We start from the raw sequence: 18,531 nt of genomic DNA on the forward strand, positions 1-18,531 counted from the left end.
CTTTATTTCTTCCTTTATTTTTACTGTTTTATCAATCCCATATTCTCAAGGAGAGAGCCCTGTAAAATTTTTAACTACTTCTTTACCTCATTACAGATGCATTCTCTACCATAGCAGCGTTAGAATCGAATTTATGCAGTCATTTCTTTGTAAATTTGCCAGTGAATCTTATGCTCACCTTGTATGCGGCATCTGCCATGCCTCATGATCGGTATGCAGCAGCTTTTCCGCAAGCTCAGAAAGCGGCTCTCCCAGATATTCCTCATATAGCGTATGAATGGATGGATTCTCATGGGAATAACGAAGCTCTGCCTGCTGATCCAGACAATACAGTGTTTCTGCCCGTATTGCTGCCAGCTCCTCACCATCATGAATCGGCTGACCGCCGCCACCGCTGCAGCCTCCCGGACATGCCATGACCTCCACAAAGTCATAGGATACCTCGCCTCTGCGCATTGCCTCAATGAGTCTGCGTGTGTTTCCAAGACCGCTCACAATCGCACAGCGTACTGTAATCCCCTGAATATCAAAGGCTGCTTCCTTCCAGCCATCCATGCCGCGAACAGCTGTAAAAGCATCCGGGTTTGCATTTTCACCGGTGACGAAATAATAGGCACTGCGTAGCGCAGCTTCCATAACTCCGCCTGTCGCTCCGAAAATCACGCCTGCACCACTGGCGGTTCCCAGTGGATCATCCAGGGGGATATCCTGCAGATAAGACACATCAATATGCTCTGCATGTATCATACGAATGACTTCTCTGGTTGTTAAAACGACATCCACATCGCGATACCCGGAATCCTGCATTACCGGAATGTCAATTTCATGCTTTTTCGCCACACATGGCATAACGGAAATATTATAAATTTTTGAAGCATCAACACCCAGCTTATCCGCAAACCAGGTTTTTGTGACTGCACCGAACATCTGATGCGGGGACTTGGAGGTAGATAAGTGGGATACCATATCAGGGTACTGGGACTTTAAAAAACGCACCCATCCCGGACAGCAGGAGGTAAACATGGGAAGCTTGTGTTCATCTGTATGCTGCAGCCGGCTTAGAAATTCACTCGCTTCCTCCATAATCGTTAAATCTGCCGCAAAATCTGTGTCAAACACATAATCGGCGCCCATTCTGCGAAATGCATCACCCAGCTTTTCAATCGTTGCCTCAGCACGGCTCAGACCCAGCGATTCTCCCCATGCGGCACGTACTGCCGGAGCAATCTGAACAATGGTGATCGTATCCGGATCATTTAAGGCATCAAAGGCACGCTCACTGTCCTCCCGCACATGGAGCGCATTCACCGGACAGTGGGTGATACATTGACCGCAAAGACTGCAATCTGCTTCTTCAATACTGCGGTTTAATGATACGTTTACAGTAGTTCGGGAGCCGGTATTCTGTACATCCCACACCTGTAGATTTTGTACCTTGTCACAGATTTGAATACAGCGCATACATTTAATACATTTATTACTCTCGCGGATCAAAGGAAACGTTTGGTTCCATGGGGTGTACACGACCTTTTTCTCATAAGGAAGGGAGGTGATTCCCAGGTCATTGCTGATTTTCTGCAAGGAGCAGTTACCACTGCGGGAACAGTAGGCACACTCGCAGTCATGCTGTGAAAGCAAAAGCTGTACATTGCATTTCCGTGTATAACGAACCTTGGGGGAGTTTGTGTAAATAACCATTCCCTCCTGAACGATCGTATTACAGGCGGTTACCAGCTTATCCTTGCCCTGAAGCTCTACAACACAGATGCGGCATGCGCCGATATCATTGATATCCTTCAGATAACAGAGATGAGGAATCTCGATATGTGCCTCTTTTGCGGCCTCCATGATGGTCAGCTGCTCGTCCACTGCAATCTGTTGATGATCTATCGTAATCGTTACCATTTTGTCGTTCTTCCTCCTTTGAATACACCGAATCCAAAGTGATCACAGCGCAGACATCTTCCGCATTCCTGCTGTGCCTCTTCACTGCTCATACCATACTCGATCGGCTCAAAATCCGCATTGCGCAGCGATGTTTCTCGCTCCTTCAGCTGTACACGACCGCATTTTGGACGGTCAGCATAATTTGCAGGGGGAATCGGTGCATCGCATTCTATAATATGATGGAAGCCGAGATATTCATCAATGTTAGCCGCTGCGACCTTGCCTGCCGCAATCGCGCGAATGACCGTTGCAGGACCGGTTACACAATCACCACCGGCAAAGATTCCTTCCATGTTTTCCACACCGGAATGATCCAGTGCGTCAATCGCTCCATGCCGTATTGGAACACCCTCCTCTGCAAAATGCTGGGATTCAATACCCTGACCGATTGCGACAACAACGATATCACATGGAATCCGTTTTTCGTCAACCTCTGCACGCTTGGGAGCCGGGCGTCCACCGCGGTAGGTGGAAATAATCTGCGGCTGTACCCAGAGGGCGGCAACCTTGTTTTCCTCATCTAGTTCAATGCGTTTTGGTGCCTGCAGCTGCAACAGCTCACAGCCCTCTGCCAGAGCACCTTCTATTTCCTGTGGCAGGGCAGTCATGTCCTCCTGCCGTCTGCGATAGGCAATACCAACATAGCTTGCGCCCAGCCGTTTACTGCTGCGTGCAACATCCATCGCAACATTACCGCCGCCGATTACCAGAACACGCTTATCCTTGAAATCCGGCATGATATCATCACCGATATTGCGCAGCATAGTCACGGCAGATATGACATTTTCCCCATCCTCTCCGGGGATTCCCACTTTTTTATCTGTCTGTGCACCGATGGCAAGATAGACGGCATCAAATTCCTTATCCAGATCACACATGGCGATATCCGTTCCGATATCCACACCGGTATGAATTTCCACACCTGCGGATTTAATAACTTCTATTTCCTCATCCAGCCGCGCTCTTGGAAGACGGTAATTCGGAATGCCATAGCGCAGCATACCGCCCAGGCGTTTCCTTTTTTCATAAACAACACTCTGATGCCCCATCAGCTGCAGATAATAGGCTGCGCTCAATCCTCCGGGGCCGCCTCCGACAATAGCAATGCGCTTACCGGTTGACGGTGCGCACGGTTCCGGTGGAACATAGCCTGCATGATCTACTGCATAGCGTTTGATTCCACGTATGTTGATAGAATCATCCAGCATATTTCTTCTGCATCTCGCTTCACACGGATGCTCACAGATATACGCACATACGGTTGGGAACGGATTATCCTTACGGATCAGCCGTACAGCGTCGGCATTTCTTCCCTCCTTCACCAAGGCGATATAGCCGGGAATATCCACACCTGCCGGACACATGGAAACACAGGGAACCGGCTGATTCAAGCTGGCGGTACAGCGACCGTGCAGGATATGCTCCTCATAATCATCACGAAAGCCCTGTACACCATGCAGCACCATTTCCGCTGCCTCATAGCCGATTGCACAATCGGCACTCCACGAAATATTTTGTGCTGTTTTCTCAATCAAATCAATGGTAGAAAGGGAAGCTCTTCCCTCCAGCACATCCTCCAGCAGCATCTGCAGCTGAGCAAGACCGACACGGCAGGGTACACATTTCCCGCAGGTCTGCGCATGACAGAGCTTCAGAAAAGCACTCGCCATATCCACAGGGCAAAGTCCCGGCGGACTGGCAATGATTCTTCGTTCCAGATCCTTATATAGATCCTCGATGACACGCTGTGCTTTGGTAGCGGTCATAATAGTTAATCTGCTCATAGCATTCCTCCATTATTGTTAACGGTTACATCTATTTCAGTATAAAACAAAACGGGAACTTTTCCAACTGCTTTTGAAACAATTCCCGTTTATCTGCAGGTAAGTGTTACAATCTGTATCTCTTTAACACGAAATTTCAATTTATGCTATCAAAATGGCACACATTGCAAGCATCTTCATAACTGCTTTTTTGTTACTTACAGGTGGGGAAGGAAAGCGGCAGGTTATCGTATTACGATGTCCGCTTATTGCCATTAGATTACCTCCACATCCTGTGTTAAAACCTCCAGTGTCCGCACGATGCCGTCACAATCATTGCTTTGGGTAAGGAAGGAGGCATCCTTACGCACCTCATCCTCTGCGTTTCCCATGACGCTGACACTGCCCGCATAGGGAACCATCGCCTTATCATTGACACTATCCGCAATCAACAATACAGCATCCTTTGCGATACCCATATCTTCCATAATACACTGCAATGCCGTTCCTTTATCTACATTGGCATGTACAATACTGAACATGTTTTTTCCACTGCGAATCAGCTGTACTTCCTCTCTTAACTCTTTCGGCAGCCAGCTTATAAAGCCATTCAACGCACTGCTTTCTCCTGTGACATAAATTTTTAAAACCTCATCACAGATTTCTTCAAAATCCTCCCATGGATGCAGCTTCATTTCATTTAACAATGCCTCCAGTTGTACATAGGGGTCTGTTCCTGTAGTGTACAGATGTCCGTCTTCCACGATGGATAGATTAACATCCTGTTCTTTTACTGCGGCAAGCAGACGATCCAGCAGCTTCAAAGATACCTCCTTTCGCTGAAGGACGCGCTCACTTTTTATTTCCTGCAGATATGCTCCATGACAGGCTGCGATATAGCCGCCGTATTCATCCATATGCAGTAAAGCTGCAATTTTTCTAAGATTTTCTGGAGAACGGCGGGAGATCAAAGCCAGTCTGGCACCAGCACGCTGTGCCTGCAGCAGTGCTTCCTTTGTATCCTTGCTTATGTTGTGGTTATTGGTTAGCAGCGTATCATCGACACTGCAGACGATTAGTTTATACATCCTATTGCCCTCCTTTTGACAGCTTCAGTGTATCCTGAAAGAGCTAAGGCTGTAAATAGCTTACTGAACGGTTGATAAAAGGTTGACATCGTTTCGTTATGCAGATGGGAAATGATGAAAAATTTTTTTCAAAGCGGCAAAGTCACATGACAAAGTTTTGTCATGAGGCTATAATGAAAAAGAAAGGATGGATGTGTATGCATATACGGGAAACCTTGCAGAATAATCGCACATGGAGTGTGAACGAACAGGTTCTTTGTGATTATATTTTGGAGCACAGCATGGAGGTCATCCACATGAATACCGCCCGGCTGTCACAGGCAGCAGCGGTTAGTACCTCCTGTATCTACCGGTTTTGTCACAAGCTGGGCTTTGACGGCTATGCGGCCTTTCGGATTCAACTGGCAAGCGAACTGAATGAAAAGCTGAGCAGCCCCAGCGCTGTAAATTATGATTATCCCTTTACTGCACAGGAATCTACGGCAGAGCTGATTCAGACACTGGGAAGTCTGTACAAAAACTCCATAGACGAGACGATACGGCTGCTGGATATCGCACAGCTTGAAAAATTCGCTGAGCATGTATATCAGGCACGCTTCACCTATATTCTTACGACGAATACCAATTTGCAGGTGGCAGAGAATTTCGCAAGAAAGATGGAAGAAATCGGAGTTCATATCCATGTCGCAGGAGAACTTCTGCAGCAGAGATTGTATTGTGCCTCCGCCAAGCAGGGAGATGTGGCGATTATCCTCTCCTATGCCGGTATTTCCGATCATGTACAGGAATGCGTCAAGCAGTTGTATGAAAATAAGGTAACGGTGCTTCTATTATCCAGCAGCCATGATAAAACGCTGCATTATTTTGCGACCTGCCGTCTGTATCTGTGCGGCTTTGAGTCCTCCTATCAGAAGATAACAACCTTTTCTTCACATGTGTCCGCACAATATTTGCTCGATCTGGTATATTCCCGGATTTATCAGAAAAATTATGAAAAGAATATTGAACACAGAGACAGGGCTTACCACGTCTGCCGTTTAAAGGCGAAGGATGAGCAGCAGAAATAGTAACTATCACATAGCAATTTTGAATTTGATAGAACGCATTGAAATGAAAAAGAAAATTATAAGGAGAAGGAATATGGAATTTGAATGTATGAATCACGCAGCCTATACAGAAACGGATGGTCGTATAACGATCCATGCCAGTGCAAAAAGCGATTTCGTTGTCAGTCCGTTAAATGGAACAGTCCATGCGAGTGCTGCTTTTCTCTACCGCAAGATAACCGGTGATTTTGTAATCCATGCAAAGGTATCACAGAGCTTTCTTTCCACCTATGATGCACCTGCAATCATGGCAATGGAATCGGAAACACGATGGGCAAAGGTCTGCTTTGAATATACGGATTTGAATACCAGAGCAGTTGTATCTGTTATGACAGATGGCACTTCCGATGATTGCAACGGGGTGGAAACAAGTCAGGATTACATATGGCTGCAGTTATGCCGCAGGGATCAAGTATTTGCTGTTCATTATTCTATGGATGGTAAAACCTGGCGGATGCATCGTATTCTGCGTATGGAAATGGCAGAGGAGCTGAAGGTCGGTCTGGTTGCACAAAGTCCTTTGGGTGATGGTGGTGATTTTGTGTTTGAGGAAATTTATTTGAATCAGGAGAGTAAAGAGGATATCCGGGGTGGAAACTAAGCGCGTTGTAAGGAAATATGAATTTAGCGTCAGAAAGAAGGATCTGCTATCTACTGCATACACAAGGTATGATTACCGGCAAGAGGAACGCTCTTGATTCATACAGCTATCCGTAAGGCATATGAGGGTAGGGGAAGACGTAGGATATGACAATCGTCTTTCTGATACAAAAAAACAGGTATCCGCATGTCAAAGGACTGTAAATACCTGTTTTTATTATCTTAATATTATCTTACTGAGCACTGAATGCAAGCTCATCATCCAGCGCATCCATCATATTCAGGGAATTGAATTTTTCAATCAGCTTTTCCACTGTGAGTGTTTTCTTTTCCTCTTTTGGTATATCCATAATAACCTCACCCTTATGGAACATCAGCAGTCGGTCTCCATAGGTGATAGCATGCTTCAGATTGTGGGTAATCATAATCGTTGTCATTTTCTTTTCTTCCACAATTTTCTTAGTCAGCTGAATGATTAGATCGCTTGTTTTCGGATCTAGAGCTGCCGTATGCTCATCCAGCAGCAGAAGCTCCGGTGTAATCAGTGTAGCCATCAGCAGAGATAATGCCTGTCGCTGACCTCCGGACAGGGAGCCGACACTGACATGAAGCTTGCTTTCCAGTCCCAGCTGCATATCTGCCAGCTCTCTTTCAAACAGCGGTATCAGTGATTTATCGACACCCTTACTAAGACCAAAGCTTTTCCCCTTATTATATGCCATCGCCATATTTTGCAGGATCGTTAAGGAAGGAGAGGTTCCCTTCTGCGGATCCTGGAACACACGTCCGATAAACTGGGAACGTTTATGCTCAGGAAGCCGGGATACGTCCTTGCCATTAAAGGTAACCCTTCCGGCATCTTGACGGATATTCCCACTGATGACATTGAAAAATGTGGATTTACCGCTGCCATTGGAGCCGATGATCGTAACAAATTCCCCGTCATGGATTTCCACATTCAAATCCTTATACAATACGACCTCGTTGGCACTGCCCTTGTTGAAGGTCTTTTTTACATGTTCTAGTTTAAGCATACTCTCACCTCACGATTCCTGAACCTTGCGATGGAAGAATTTTCCCATCACACCATTGCCGAGTACAAGCACCGCAATGAAGATAACTGCCATGATCAGCTTTAGATAGCTTGGCGGTAAGCCTACCTTCAGGGCTGCCGCAATCGTCAGACGGTAGGTGATGGCACCAAGAATGACACTTGTCGTAAAGCCGATGAATTTAAAGCGTTTAAACAATGTAAGACCCATGATGACGGATGCCAGTCCCATGACGATCATACCAGTACCCAGCGTGATGTCAAAGTATTTTAGAAACTGTGAAACAACAGCACCGGATACGGCGGCATACCCGTTGGAAATGGCAAGACCGTTCATTTTAATGTGTCCGATATCCTTGCCAAGAGTTGCGATGAGCTGTGGATTATCTCCTGCAATCCGCATCAGAAAGCCGTACTTTGTATCCAGGAACCAGTCCATCAGCAGCTTTAAAAGCAGGACGAGAACAAGCAGAATGAAAATCGGCCACAGCTTGACGATCCAGGTACCAAACGAGCCTCCAACAGAGTTGCCAAACAGCGCTCCATAGGAGAAAATCGTGTCATAGGTGAACAGCGGAATGTTACTCATATCCCCTGCTACGACCAGGTTGATGGAATACAGTCCCGTCATGACGAGGATACCGCTTAGAAGACTGGAAATACCAAATTTAACATGCAGGAAGCCGGTCGCATACCCGGCCGCAAGTCCTGCAATAAATGCCACAATCAGTGACAGAAACGGATTGATGCCATGTGTAACACACATGGCACCGGCAGCCGCACCGAGTGGGAAGCTCCCCTCAACGGTCAAATCTGCATAGTCCAGAACCTGATAGGTTAACAGGACTCCGATGGCGAGGATACTGTAGGCCAGTCCCTGCGCCATAACATCTAATATAAAATCCATAATAATCACACCTTAATTTATTCTTCTACAAATGTTGCGCGTTCTGCCAGAGAATCCGGAATATCAATGCCCAGCTGCTCTGCGACCTTTTTACTAATATACAGCGTCGTATCCTTAGCAGTTTCCACAGGGATATCCCCGGCCTTTTTCCCGTTTACCAGAATATCGTAAACAACACTTCCTGCCTGTTCACCAAGCTTTTCATAGCTGATAGAATCACTTGCGAGCAGTCCTGCCTTCATCTGTCCGTCCTCAGCAGCAAATACTGGAATCTTTTTCGCATTTGCCTTATCCGTAATAGATGCAGTTGCAGAAACAATCATATTATCGGTAATGTTATAAATACAGTCAACGTCTCCGGACAGCTGTTCCGCAGCGGTTGCGACCTCAGTTGTAGCACTGATCCCCTTTTTCACAACGGTAAAGCCGTATTTCGGTGCCAGCTTTTCCACCTGTTCCACCTGAAGCTTTCCATTTACTTCACCGATATTGTAGATCATACCGATTTTCTTAGCTTTCGGCAGGAATTCACGAATCATTTCCACCTGTTTCTCCAGCGGTGCAGCATCACTGACGCCGGTTACATTACCACCCGGCTTTTCATTGCTTGTCACCAGCTTGGCCTCCACACCGTCTGTAACGGCATTGAATACGACTGGGATATCCGTTCCTCCTGTCGCGTTGACCGCAGCCTGTGAAGCGTTGGTCGCAATGGAATAAATCAGATCCACATCATCGGAAACAAACTGTTTGGCGATCGTATCAGCAGTTCCATTATCTCCCTGTGCATTTTTCACTGTAATTTCAAAGTTTGCATCTGTCTTGCCCTTCAGATATTTCTCCAGTCCCTCTCTGGCGCTATCGAGTGCAGGATGCTCCATCTGCTGGATGATACCGATTTTGTACGTTTTCTTGCCGTCATCCGTTTTTTCCTTGTCGGTGCTGCCACTGTTTCCACATCCTGCAAGAAGCAGTGCCAATGCAAGTCCTCCCAATAATTTTTTCTTCATATGACTAACCTCTCTTTTCTATATGATATTATGATGATACCTTGTTTTGTACATAAAATCAATATTTTCATGAAAATCTTTCACATTTTTATCATGAAGTTTCACAAATTTGCATTTATAGCTGAAACCGTTACGCAAAATTGTTGGCTGTGGTATAATAGCGTAGGAAATACTGCAGGAATGAGGTGTTGGACATGATTCATATATATAGTGGAAACGGTAAAGGAAAAACGACAGCAGGGTTCGGTCTGGTACTGCGTATGGCAGGCTATGGTAAGCAAATCGGGGTTGCGCAGTTTCTAAAGGATGGAACAAGCGGGGAGCTAAGGGCATTGCGGGCGCTGCATGGTGTAAGTCTTCATGCGACTGATATGCCTAAGGGCTTTTATTTTCAGATGAATGAGGCAGATCGGAAGAAAACAGGCCAGGCGGTGTTGGAGCTGTTTGCCTGGGTACAGAAGCATGCTTCTGCGTGGGACTGTATTTTCCTTGATGAAATTCTGGATGCTTTACATCTTGGATTGTTAAAGGAGGAGGCCCTTATATCCTTTTTACAGGAGAATTTGGAGCGTGAAATTATTCTTACCGGCAGGAATCCGTCACAGAAGCTGATGGAGCTATGCGATTATCATACGGAAATGCAGGAGCGAAAACACCCTTATCAGAAAGGCATTCCTGCGCGTAAGGGTGTAGAATATTAAATGAGGAGGATGGCTTTATGGCAATAGAGCAGGCAAGAGAATATTTGAGAAAATATCAAAAGGAACAGGATATACAAATACTGGATACATCGAGTGCAACCGTGGAGCTGGCGGCTCAGGCATTGGGAACACAGCCAGAGCGGATTGCGAAATCACTTTCCTTTATGGGAAAGGAGCATGCGCTGATCGTTGTCGCTGCGGGAGATTGCAGAGTGGATAATCATGCCTATAAGGAAACCTTTGGCTGCAAGGCAAAAATGCTCAAGGGGGAGGAAGTGGAAGCCTATACAAATCATGCTGTGGGCGGCGTCTGTCCCTTTGGTGTCCCTTCTGATACACAGGTGTTTCTGGATGTATCGCTAAAGCGCTTTGCTTATGTATATCCGGCGTGCGGTACTGCAAATTCGGCTATAAAGCTGACAATAGCAGAGCTGGAGGAGCTGCTTCCGGATGCAAAGTGGGTGGATGTATGCAAGGGCTGGAAGAGTGAAGGCTGATCGTCTGTATGGTATAACGCTGTATCTGTTAAATCATAAACGGGCGAGCGGCAGGTGTCTTGCGGAAACCTTCGAGGTGTCGCTTCGCTGTATTCAAAGAGATATGGATACGCTCTCTATGGCAGGAGTTCCCATCATCGCGTACAGCGGAGTGAATGGAGGCTATGAGCTGCAGGAGGGCTATAAGCTGCCAACGGCTATGGTGACAGATCATGATTATGCCATTATAGCGGCCTCTTTAAAGAGTATGGAGAGTGCAGGCTTAAAAAAGGAGGTACAGACGGCGAAGCTGCTGTTTCCACAGCGCAGTGGAAATGAATCCAGTATTCAGATGGATTTTTCCATAGCGGATGAAACAGCTGCACAGGAAAGAGAGCTTCTGCGAAAAGCAATAAAGGAGCGTCTTGGTGTTCGTTTTTCCTATATGGATGCGCTGGGGAATATTATGCATAGAAGCTGTGAACCAATCGGTCTGATCTTTCGCTGGTATGCATGGTATCTGGTAGCCTGGGATCTAAAGAAACAAGACTATCGCATGTTTAAGCTGAGTCGGATGGATCAGGTACAGGAGCAGGAGTCAATACTGCATCCGCATCCCTCACTTTCCACGATTCTCAGGAAGCTGGAGGAAACGGATACGCAGGCTTACTGGACAATACGCTTGCTTTGTCAGCCCGATACCGCAGGTAAAATGAAGGAGTATTTTCAAGGGACGATAGAAAAAACAAATCCGGATGCCTCCTTTCTGTATACTATGCGCGTGCCGAAGCAGGAGTACTTCTGGTATGCAAAGCTGCTTGGCATGGGGGCTGGTGTACGTGTATTGGAGCCGCAGGAGCTGATTGATAAAATCACAAAGGATTGCCAGGAAATCCTGCAGCTGTATAAGGTGTAATTACAAAACTATGACGTTATGCTGTCGTAGTTTTTATGTTATGCTTGGCAGGAAAAGAGGTGTGTTTATGATTGAGAAAAGAGGAATGGCATATTGCGGGATTGCCTGCTGTGTATGCTCTGAAGCAGATTGTCCTGGATGTCATGCAAGAGGCTGTGCGGATGCGCATGTCTGCCGTATTTTATCCTGCTGTGTGGAAAAGGGAATTGAGGGCTGTTATGCATGCAGTGAATTTCCATGTCGTGAGGAAATGCTGCAGAAAAAAAGGGTTCAGGTATTCAACCGCTGTATGTGTAAGGCGGGAGTGGCGCAGGTTATGGATTGTTTAAAGCGGAATGAGGAAGCAGGCATTCAGTATCATTACGAAGGACAACTGCTGGGTGATTACGATCTGGAGCGTGAACAGGAGATTGAGGCATTGCTGCTGCAGGGTAGAGAGTATTCGAAAATCTGAATATGAAAACTTGTTATATAATATGATACATACTATTTACGGTAAGTGTGAATATGATTAAATAGTAAACGCTACTGGATACAAATTCAGTGTAAAATCAAACTTTACTTGATTTGTGAATCAGCTGCTTAATTAGTGTGATAAATTCATTAAAGTTTTGCACCTGTAACAGCTTTTTGACATGACTAGGCTCACTTAAAATATCAATAATCTCATCAAATACATTTGAGAAAATTTTTCTCGAATCCTCATTTACACCAATAAAAGCAATAATATGTACACTCTTACTACCCCAGTTGATAGGTTGATCACTGATAACGATTGAAATAAAGCTGTTCTTCGCATTCTTAGATAATGAGTGAGGAACAGCAATATCTCCAAAAGCCGTACTTGATAGGTTTTCTCTTGCTATAACTTCATGAAATAAAGAGTCCTGAGCATAGCCTAAAGAGACTATATCTTTTGCTAAATAGGCGATTGCTTCTTCTTTATCATGAAATACTGGATTCTTATAAAAAAGCCTTTCGTCAAAAAAATTCATTAAGTAATCCTTAATAGCATTTTTTCTTTTTACTATAGATATTTGATCAATAGTATCTCTAATATTTCTGTTATCTCTGTCTGTTAGAAATGGATGAAGTGTTATATAGGTGCTTTCAAAAGGCATATCAATGGTCGAGATTATAAGGTCCACATGTAAAAGCTCAGGATGATAATTGTTTATACTGATTGCATACTTCATATCAATTTTATCGCCATACATTTTAATGATTTTTTCTAATACATGTTTATGCATTGAATAATAGTCTGCATAAACAAAAGCACATGTGACCTTTGCTTTGCTTTGCACATTATTTTCAAAATAAGCACCAATATGAAAAGCTATAAAGGTGATTTCATCCTCAGTTAAAGTGATATTATAATCATGGTTTAATTCCTGAGCGATGAAAACAGCGATATCATAAATCAAAGGATAAGTAGCTTTTATTTTATTTGTCATAGGATTTTTAGCATAATAATTATTTTTCATTCTGCTAAACATGTTTTTAATATGTATTGTGAAATTTTATATCTAATTTTCGATTATCCGCATAAACACTATACTTTCAAGTATTTTGAAGTATAGAAAAAACTCATTTTACCACGAATTTACCACGATTGAATGAGCCTTGATATGACCTATAAAATAACACCCAAAAGACATCATTACACCTAAATGGTGTCTTTTTAAAAAGCAGTCAATCCTAAGACTAACTGCTTTGTGTGTATGGATATGAAATTGTCAAACTGGGATTTACTTATATCTATTCCTATAAAAGTGTCAATATATATCCGTCTATCAGAGCAATTAGCAGATACATAATAAAGGCTCTGATAAACGCTTCTATATGCTTTTTCGGATTTTGATACAATTCCTTTTCTGGCATTTTTCTTAAACGAACACGCTTTGTATTCCGCCACCATAAAAGGTCTACAATAAATAAGTCAAAGATATTCAATCCCTGTCCTATAATACTTAAACAAAGAAAATTATGTGTGAAGCCATTTTCTTTGATAAACAACCCTAATATAAATAGTACGAACAGAAATAACAGAAAATTGGATATAAATGTAACCACTTTATTGCTTTCCTTAAATTTTCCTTGATATTCTGCAATACTCTTTATTCGATTTTGCACTTCATCTGGATAAGATGAATAGCTTTTTAAATTTTTGTTATCTGTACCTGTTCCCCAAAAACATATTAGAAAAAACGCGATACATAAAATTACGGTTTCGATTATTATAATCATTCTGTTTCACTCCAAATTCTAATTTGTCCGTTTCTTCATATCCACATTATATCATTTTCATATCTGCACCACAATAAAATTTTATGCACCGATAATCTTATTGAACAGCTCTAACAAACACCATTTCATCACTCCAATCTGAAATTTAGGTATGAAAAAAGCAGTCAATCCTAAGACTAACTGCTTTGTGTATAGAGATATGAAATTGTGAAATAGAATTTGCCTATTTCAAATCAAAAAGAGAATTTTCATAGTCCTTTACATAGTATCGTATATTTTTACGCCCCTTTTGAATAATGGTATGTCCCTCTGCTTCTAATTTTTCTTTCTGTGCTTCAATACCATTTGGATATTTAGCATTTAATTCTCCGTTTGCTTTTAATGTTCTCCAATAGGGTGTTTCATCTTCGGAACGCTGATAACTCGCCCACGCTACAATAGAAACAAATATACCCGCTGTAATCGGCTCTGTAAAATCTGCACCACTCAATTTTGCAAAGTGTTCTCGTATTTTTCCAACCGTAATCACTTTACCATACGGAACTTTTTTCATTACTTTGTCATAGTCAATCGGGGGAGCAAAATACATTTTGTTTCCACCATATTTCTCAATACTTTTCTGGTCTATGATAATTTGAAATTTTGGCATATCCTTACTATCATGCAACATAGCATTAAAATCTTTTTTATCTTCATTTGCCATTTGTGCCACCTCCTACTTTAAGGATAGTCTGTTTCTTATTTCCATGCAATGAGGCTGTTTGAAAATTATTAACACTTTCAAATTTGTCGCTTTCTTCATATCCATATTATAACAGTTCCATATATCCGCCACAATAAAAATCAGCATACCCTTAGCATTTATGGAACAAAAATGCACACTTTTTCTTTCTTCCTCTTGATTACCCCACAACAGAAAAGAAAAAGCCCTGTCAAGAGCCTTGCCACCATTGGTGGTGCTTTGCACTCTTTACTGGGCTTTTTGTTTGCTGTATCTTCCATGCAAGAGGAAATTAAAGACCTCTGTTCCATTTCGCCTTTAGATAATCTTCATAGTCTGCTTCATTGAAGTCTACTTGTGGAGAAGTGTCGGGAATGTTGTTTCTGTTGTCTATATCCGCAAGCTGACGAAATATCCAATCATCATAAGGGTCATGGTATTTATACTCTTTGGGCTGTTCTCTGTATCGGTCTAACCCTCGCATTTCCTTATGCACTTTTATCATGCGTTCCAGTTTTTGACGCTGTATCAACTGCTTGATTTCCATAAGTTCTTCCAACTCCGTAACCTCATTGGTAATGTAGTTATGGATATACTGTATGAGTTTATATGCCTTGTAAAATGTGCATTCTTTTTCATCATCGAAAAATTCATTTTCAGACAGGTAATCTAAGGAAACATTGAAGTCTTGTTCCCGTTTGATAATATCCATGATATAGGGCTCGGTGTGGTCGATATACTTCCATTCTCCCGACAATAATTCATTGGGTGTTACTCCCAACACGTCCATTATCTTCTCTAACGTATCAAAGGTAGGATAATTCACGCCACGTTCAATCTTGGAAAGGCTCTGCATATTGATACCGATTTTGTCTGCCAGTTCCTGTTGTTTCATTCCTCTGTGTTTTCTTATGGTCTGTATGTTCTCTCCCAAAAAACTCATTTTCTTTATATAACGTTCCATAACTTAGTATAGCTTCTCCTTTCCCGTCTTTTACGTTCCTTTATAAGCCTATCATACTTATTTTGTTGTAAAAAGTCAAGAAAAATATCTTGACAAGTAATTCTAATGTAGTTATTATCGTGGTAGATTGAGTGATTAAGCACGCTAGGGTCAATCACACGCTTGAGTAAGCATAGGAAAGATGTATTTTCATTTTGATAGCATGAATAAGCATGGACTATCAGACCGAAAATAAGGTTTCTGACTGGGGCTGTTCCGTTTAGCCACGAGCCTTACAAGGCTCGTGAGCGTCAAGAACGGATCAGACACAGGAAGAAAGGGAACGCCTTTAGGCGTTTATAAAGGGCGTATATGTAACACCGCCCTGCGCATACATGTCATAGTACCTAGAAACTGTGATAAATAAAGGAAAAAACACGATTTTTACCCCGCAAAAAAACGGGAAGTACGAAAGGAGTAATGCACTATAACTACACACAAAAATTTATCCGTTAAGATTGATTACATCAGTATTGTATTCGATACTGCAACCGCCGAAGATGTCATCATGCACATTTTAGGTTTACCGACTGATATTTTCAATGTCTATCCGGCAAGCATTAAATTCAAGACTTATCAAGCACGCTGGCAGATTGGAGATATTTATGTATCGTGGGACGCAAGAAAGACAGAGGACAACCCACAAGGGCTAGGCTGTTATCTTGTTATGACTGGCAGAGGTTGTGATGATATTTTCCGTATTCTCGACAGTAGGAATTATACCTTTGGAGATATGTTCAAACATTGTGAGCGAAGATATGGACTGGATAACTTCCATTTCACTAGACTGGATATTGCCATTGATGATAAGAACGAAAAGCCATTTTTTACCATAGAGCAGATAAAGAAGAAATGCGAAAAAGAGGAATTTATCTCGAATAGTGAGGGCTACCACTTTGACGAAAGCAAGTTTGATGATTTCGACACCGCAAAGACCGTTTATATCGGTGCTGGGAAATCGGGATTGTCCTACCGCTTTTATGACAAGGATAAGGAAGTCTGTTCAAAACATAATAAGACACTTGATGAAGTCGGCAGTTGGAAACGGACAGAAATGCAACTGCGTGATGATAAGGCTCATGCTTTTGCCATGACATTCAAGGACAGACCGCTGGAACTGGGAGAACTGGCTTTCGGGCTATTGGCAAACAACCTACGCTTTGTCGTACCAAACAGAAACGAAAGTAATAAGAGCAGGTGGAAAACTTGTCGGTTTTGGGAACGCTTTTTAGGGGCTGTGGAAGTCTTAAAACTGCAAGTACCAAAACAGCAAAATTCCCTTGAAGAAACACAGCAATGGCTCACAGAGGGTGGCGTGATTTCCGCTGTCAAAAGTTTTTACTTCTTGGAAGAACATGACGCATTAGGTGGACTGGAAAAAGTGGGAACTATGCTTGATAAGGCAAGATACAGTAATTCCCTTTCCAGTAAATTAACCGCCCATTTACAGAGGATAAACCGCACCGACCTTATCCCTTATATCCAATATGACACGAAACATGGGAAAGGGGGTATCTGATGAATAACAACGATATTCCCGTATGGGAAAAATACACCCTTACCATTGAAGAAGCGTCAAAATATTTCCGTATCGGAGAAAACAAGTTAAGACGATTGGCAGAGGAAAACAAGGACGCTGGCTGGCTCATTATGAATGGCAACCGCATACAGATTAAACGCCGACAGTTTGAACAGGTTATTGATAAATTGGACGCAATCTAATGCAAATGAGCCTTGTATGTGTTATGATGAACACAAGTCATATCAAGGCTCTTTCCAACAAGGAAAGGAGCAGACACCATGAAAGAAAAAAGACGGGATAACAAAGGTCGTATCCTGCATACTGGAGAGAGCCAACGAACAGACGGAAAATACTTATATAAATATGTGGACGCATTTGGAAACACAAAATATGTGTATGCTTGGAGATTGACACCCACAGACCCGACACCAAAGGGAAAACGGGAAAAACCCTCACTTCGTGAACTGGAACAGCAGATAAGACGGGATATTGAGGACGGTATCGACAGCACAGGCAAGAAAATGACGCTTTGCCAACTCTACGCCAAACAGAACGCACAGAGGGCAAATGTGAAGAAAAGCACACAGAAACAACGGGAACAACTTATGCGGTTATTGAAAGAGGACAAGTTAGGTGCTAGGAGCATTGATACAATCAAACCCTCTGACGCTAAAGAATGGGCGTTACGCATGAAAGAGAAAGGCTTTTCCTACAATACCATTAACAACCATAAACGCTCGTTAAAAGCGTCATTCTATATCGCCATACAAGACGATTGTGTAAGGAAAAACCCTTTTGATTTCAAGTTAAGTGAAGTCCTAGAAAATGATACCAAAGAGAAAGTCGCATTGACAGAGGAACAGGAACAAGCCCTACTGTCATTCATCAGGACGGACAACGTGTATCACAAGTATTATGATGATGTGCTGATACTGTTAAAAACAGGACTTCGTATTTCGGAACTATGCGGACTGACAATCATGGATGTTGATTTTATCCATGAGGTTGTGGTTATCGACCACCAGTTACTAAAGAGCAAGGAACAAGGCTATTATATTGAAACGCCTAAGACAAAAAGCGGAACAAGGCAAGTGCCATTAAGCAAAGAAACGATACAGGCATTTCAACGAATGATGAAGAAACGCCCAAAGGCAGAACCATTTGTGATAGACGGACGGGGCAACTTTCTATTTGTCAATCAGAAAGGCAAGCCCAAAGTTGCGATTGATTACAATATGCTTTTTGTCCGTATGGTAAAGAAATACAACAAGTACCATAGGGATAACCCTTTGCCACATATCACACCGCATACGCTACGCCATACATTCTGCACAAGGCTGGCAAGCAAGAACATGAACCCGAAAGATTTACAGTATATCATGGGGCATTCAAATATCAGTATCACAATGAACTGGTACGCTCATGCGTCCATAGATACCGCAAAATCAGAGGTTCAGCGTCTAATCGCATAGA

General features: G+C 43.0%; 20 protein-coding genes. 9 read left to right on the forward strand and 11 right to left on the reverse strand.

The window, feature by feature from the left end; translation table 11 throughout:
• Nucleotides 1–174: 174 nt before the first annotated feature.
• The 3 genes from GKZ87_03100 to GKZ87_03110 form a co-directional block, all read right to left on the reverse strand.
• A complete protein-coding gene (locus tag GKZ87_03100; protein ID QSI24563.1) occupies nucleotides 175–1,905 on the reverse strand; it encodes a 4Fe-4S dicluster domain-containing protein in 1,731 nt (576 codons plus the stop codon).
• A complete protein-coding gene (locus GKZ87_03105) occupies nucleotides 1,899–3,731 on the reverse strand; it encodes an NAD(P)-binding protein (GenBank protein ID QSI24564.1) in 1,833 nt (610 codons plus the stop codon). The genes GKZ87_03100 and GKZ87_03105 overlap by 7 nt, the downstream gene beginning before the upstream one ends.
• A 254-nt stretch (nucleotides 3,732–3,985) precedes the next feature.
• Entirely contained in the window at nucleotides 3,986–4,798 is an 813-nt protein-coding gene (locus GKZ87_03110) for a Cof-type HAD-IIB family hydrolase (protein ID QSI24565.1), read from the reverse strand.
• Nucleotides 4,799–4,989: 191 nt separating this feature from the next.
• On the opposite strand from GKZ87_03110, the gene GKZ87_03115 reads away from it, so the two are divergent.
• Nucleotides 4,990–5,865, forward strand: coding sequence for an SIS domain-containing protein (locus GKZ87_03115; GenBank protein QSI27867.1), 876 nt, complete (start codon nucleotides 4,990–4,992; stop codon nucleotides 5,863–5,865).
• Between the two features lie 73 nt (nucleotides 5,866–5,938).
• A complete protein-coding gene (locus GKZ87_03120) occupies nucleotides 5,939–6,505 on the forward strand; it encodes a DUF1349 domain-containing protein (protein QSI24566.1) in 567 nt (188 codons plus the stop codon).
• 232 nt (nucleotides 6,506–6,737) lie between these two features.
• On the opposite strand, the gene GKZ87_03125 is transcribed toward GKZ87_03120, so the two are convergent.
• The 3 genes from GKZ87_03125 to GKZ87_03135 are packed head-to-tail and all read right to left on the reverse strand — an operon-like array spanning nucleotide 6,738 to nucleotide 9,472.
• Nucleotides 6,738–7,538: an ATP-binding cassette domain-containing protein gene (locus GKZ87_03125; protein ID QSI24567.1), complete on the reverse strand. Its 801-nt coding sequence runs from the start codon at nucleotides 7,536–7,538 to the stop codon at nucleotides 6,738–6,740.
• Between the two features lie 9 nt (nucleotides 7,539–7,547).
• Nucleotides 7,548–8,462, reverse strand: coding sequence for an ABC transporter permease (locus GKZ87_03130; protein QSI24568.1), 915 nt, complete (start codon nucleotides 8,460–8,462; stop codon nucleotides 7,548–7,550).
• Between the two features lie 17 nt (nucleotides 8,463–8,479).
• Nucleotides 8,480–9,472 (reverse strand): ABC transporter substrate-binding protein, encoded by a 993-nt coding sequence (locus tag GKZ87_03135; GenBank protein QSI24569.1) that lies wholly within the window; start codon nucleotides 9,470–9,472, stop codon nucleotides 8,480–8,482.
• A 194-nt stretch (nucleotides 9,473–9,666) separates the two neighbouring features.
• Here GKZ87_03135 and GKZ87_03140 point away from each other — a divergent pair, with 194 nt between their 5' ends.
• The 4 genes from GKZ87_03140 (at nucleotide 9,667) to GKZ87_03155 (ending at nucleotide 12,019) form a co-directional block, all read left to right on the forward strand.
• Nucleotides 9,667–10,173, forward strand: coding sequence for a cob(I)yrinic acid a,c-diamide adenosyltransferase (locus GKZ87_03140; GenBank protein ID QSI24570.1), 507 nt, complete (start codon nucleotides 9,667–9,669; stop codon nucleotides 10,171–10,173).
• Nucleotides 10,174–10,190: 17 nt separating this feature from the next.
• The gene (locus GKZ87_03145; protein ID QSI24571.1) at nucleotides 10,191–10,670 is read left to right on the forward strand and encodes a YbaK/EbsC family protein; all 480 of its coding nucleotides are present in this window, start codon (nucleotides 10,191–10,193) and stop codon (nucleotides 10,668–10,670) included.
• On the forward strand, nucleotides 10,660–11,565 hold the full coding sequence (locus GKZ87_03150; GenBank protein QSI24572.1) for a WYL domain-containing protein: 906 nt from the start codon (nucleotides 10,660–10,662) through the stop codon (nucleotides 11,563–11,565). The genes GKZ87_03145 and GKZ87_03150 overlap by 11 nt, the downstream gene beginning before the upstream one ends.
• Before the next feature lie 67 nt (nucleotides 11,566–11,632).
• Nucleotides 11,633–12,019, forward strand: coding sequence for a DUF3795 domain-containing protein (locus GKZ87_03155; GenBank protein ID QSI24573.1), 387 nt, complete (start codon nucleotides 11,633–11,635; stop codon nucleotides 12,017–12,019).
• 97 nt (nucleotides 12,020–12,116) lie between these two features.
• Here GKZ87_03155 and GKZ87_03160 read toward each other — a convergent pair whose 3' ends face one another.
• From GKZ87_03160 to GKZ87_03180, 5 genes are all read right to left on the reverse strand, one after another.
• Nucleotides 12,117–13,061 carry a PRD domain-containing protein gene (locus GKZ87_03160; GenBank protein QSI24574.1) on the reverse strand — a complete coding sequence of 315 codons (945 nt, stop codon included), beginning with the start codon at nucleotides 13,059–13,061 and terminating at the stop codon, nucleotides 12,117–12,119.
• Nucleotides 13,062–13,329: 268 nt separating this feature from the next.
• Nucleotides 13,330–13,812 carry an ABC transporter permease gene (locus GKZ87_03165; GenBank protein ID QSI24575.1) on the reverse strand — a complete coding sequence of 161 codons (483 nt, stop codon included), beginning with the start codon at nucleotides 13,810–13,812 and terminating at the stop codon, nucleotides 13,330–13,332.
• Nucleotides 13,813–14,035: 223 nt separating this feature from the next.
• On the reverse strand, nucleotides 14,036–14,515 hold the full coding sequence (locus GKZ87_03170) for a methylated DNA-protein cysteine methyltransferase (protein QSI24576.1): 480 nt from the start codon (nucleotides 14,513–14,515) through the stop codon (nucleotides 14,036–14,038).
• A 12-nt stretch (nucleotides 14,516–14,527) separates the two neighbouring features.
• Nucleotides 14,528–14,779, reverse strand: a complete 252-nt coding sequence (locus tag GKZ87_03175; GenBank protein ID QSI24577.1) for a hypothetical protein — start codon at nucleotides 14,777–14,779, stop codon at nucleotides 14,528–14,530.
• A 46-nt stretch (nucleotides 14,780–14,825) separates the two neighbouring features.
• Nucleotides 14,826–15,497 (reverse strand): helix-turn-helix domain-containing protein, encoded by a 672-nt coding sequence (locus GKZ87_03180; protein QSI24578.1) that lies wholly within the window; start codon nucleotides 15,495–15,497, stop codon nucleotides 14,826–14,828.
• Between the two features lie 547 nt (nucleotides 15,498–16,044).
• Between GKZ87_03180 and GKZ87_03185 the strand changes: the two genes are divergently transcribed.
• From GKZ87_03185 to GKZ87_03195, 3 genes are all read left to right on the forward strand, one after another.
• Entirely contained in the window at nucleotides 16,045–17,055 is a 1,011-nt protein-coding gene (locus GKZ87_03185; protein ID QSI24579.1) for a replication initiation factor domain-containing protein, read from the forward strand.
• The gene (locus GKZ87_03190) at nucleotides 17,055–17,258 is read left to right on the forward strand and encodes an excisionase (protein QSI24580.1); all 204 of its coding nucleotides are present in this window, start codon (nucleotides 17,055–17,057) and stop codon (nucleotides 17,256–17,258) included. The genes GKZ87_03185 and GKZ87_03190 overlap by 1 nt, the downstream gene beginning before the upstream one ends.
• Nucleotides 17,259–17,336: 78 nt before the next feature.
• Nucleotides 17,337–18,530, forward strand: coding sequence for a tyrosine-type recombinase/integrase (locus tag GKZ87_03195; protein QSI24581.1), 1,194 nt, complete (start codon nucleotides 17,337–17,339; stop codon nucleotides 18,528–18,530).
• Nucleotide 18,531 lies beyond the last annotated feature (1 nt).

The sequence above is a fragment of the Erysipelotrichaceae bacterium 66202529 genome (assembly GCA_017161075.1).
Taxonomy (GTDB): Bacteria; Bacillota_I; Bacilli_A; order Erysipelotrichales; family Erysipelotrichaceae; genus Clostridium_AQ.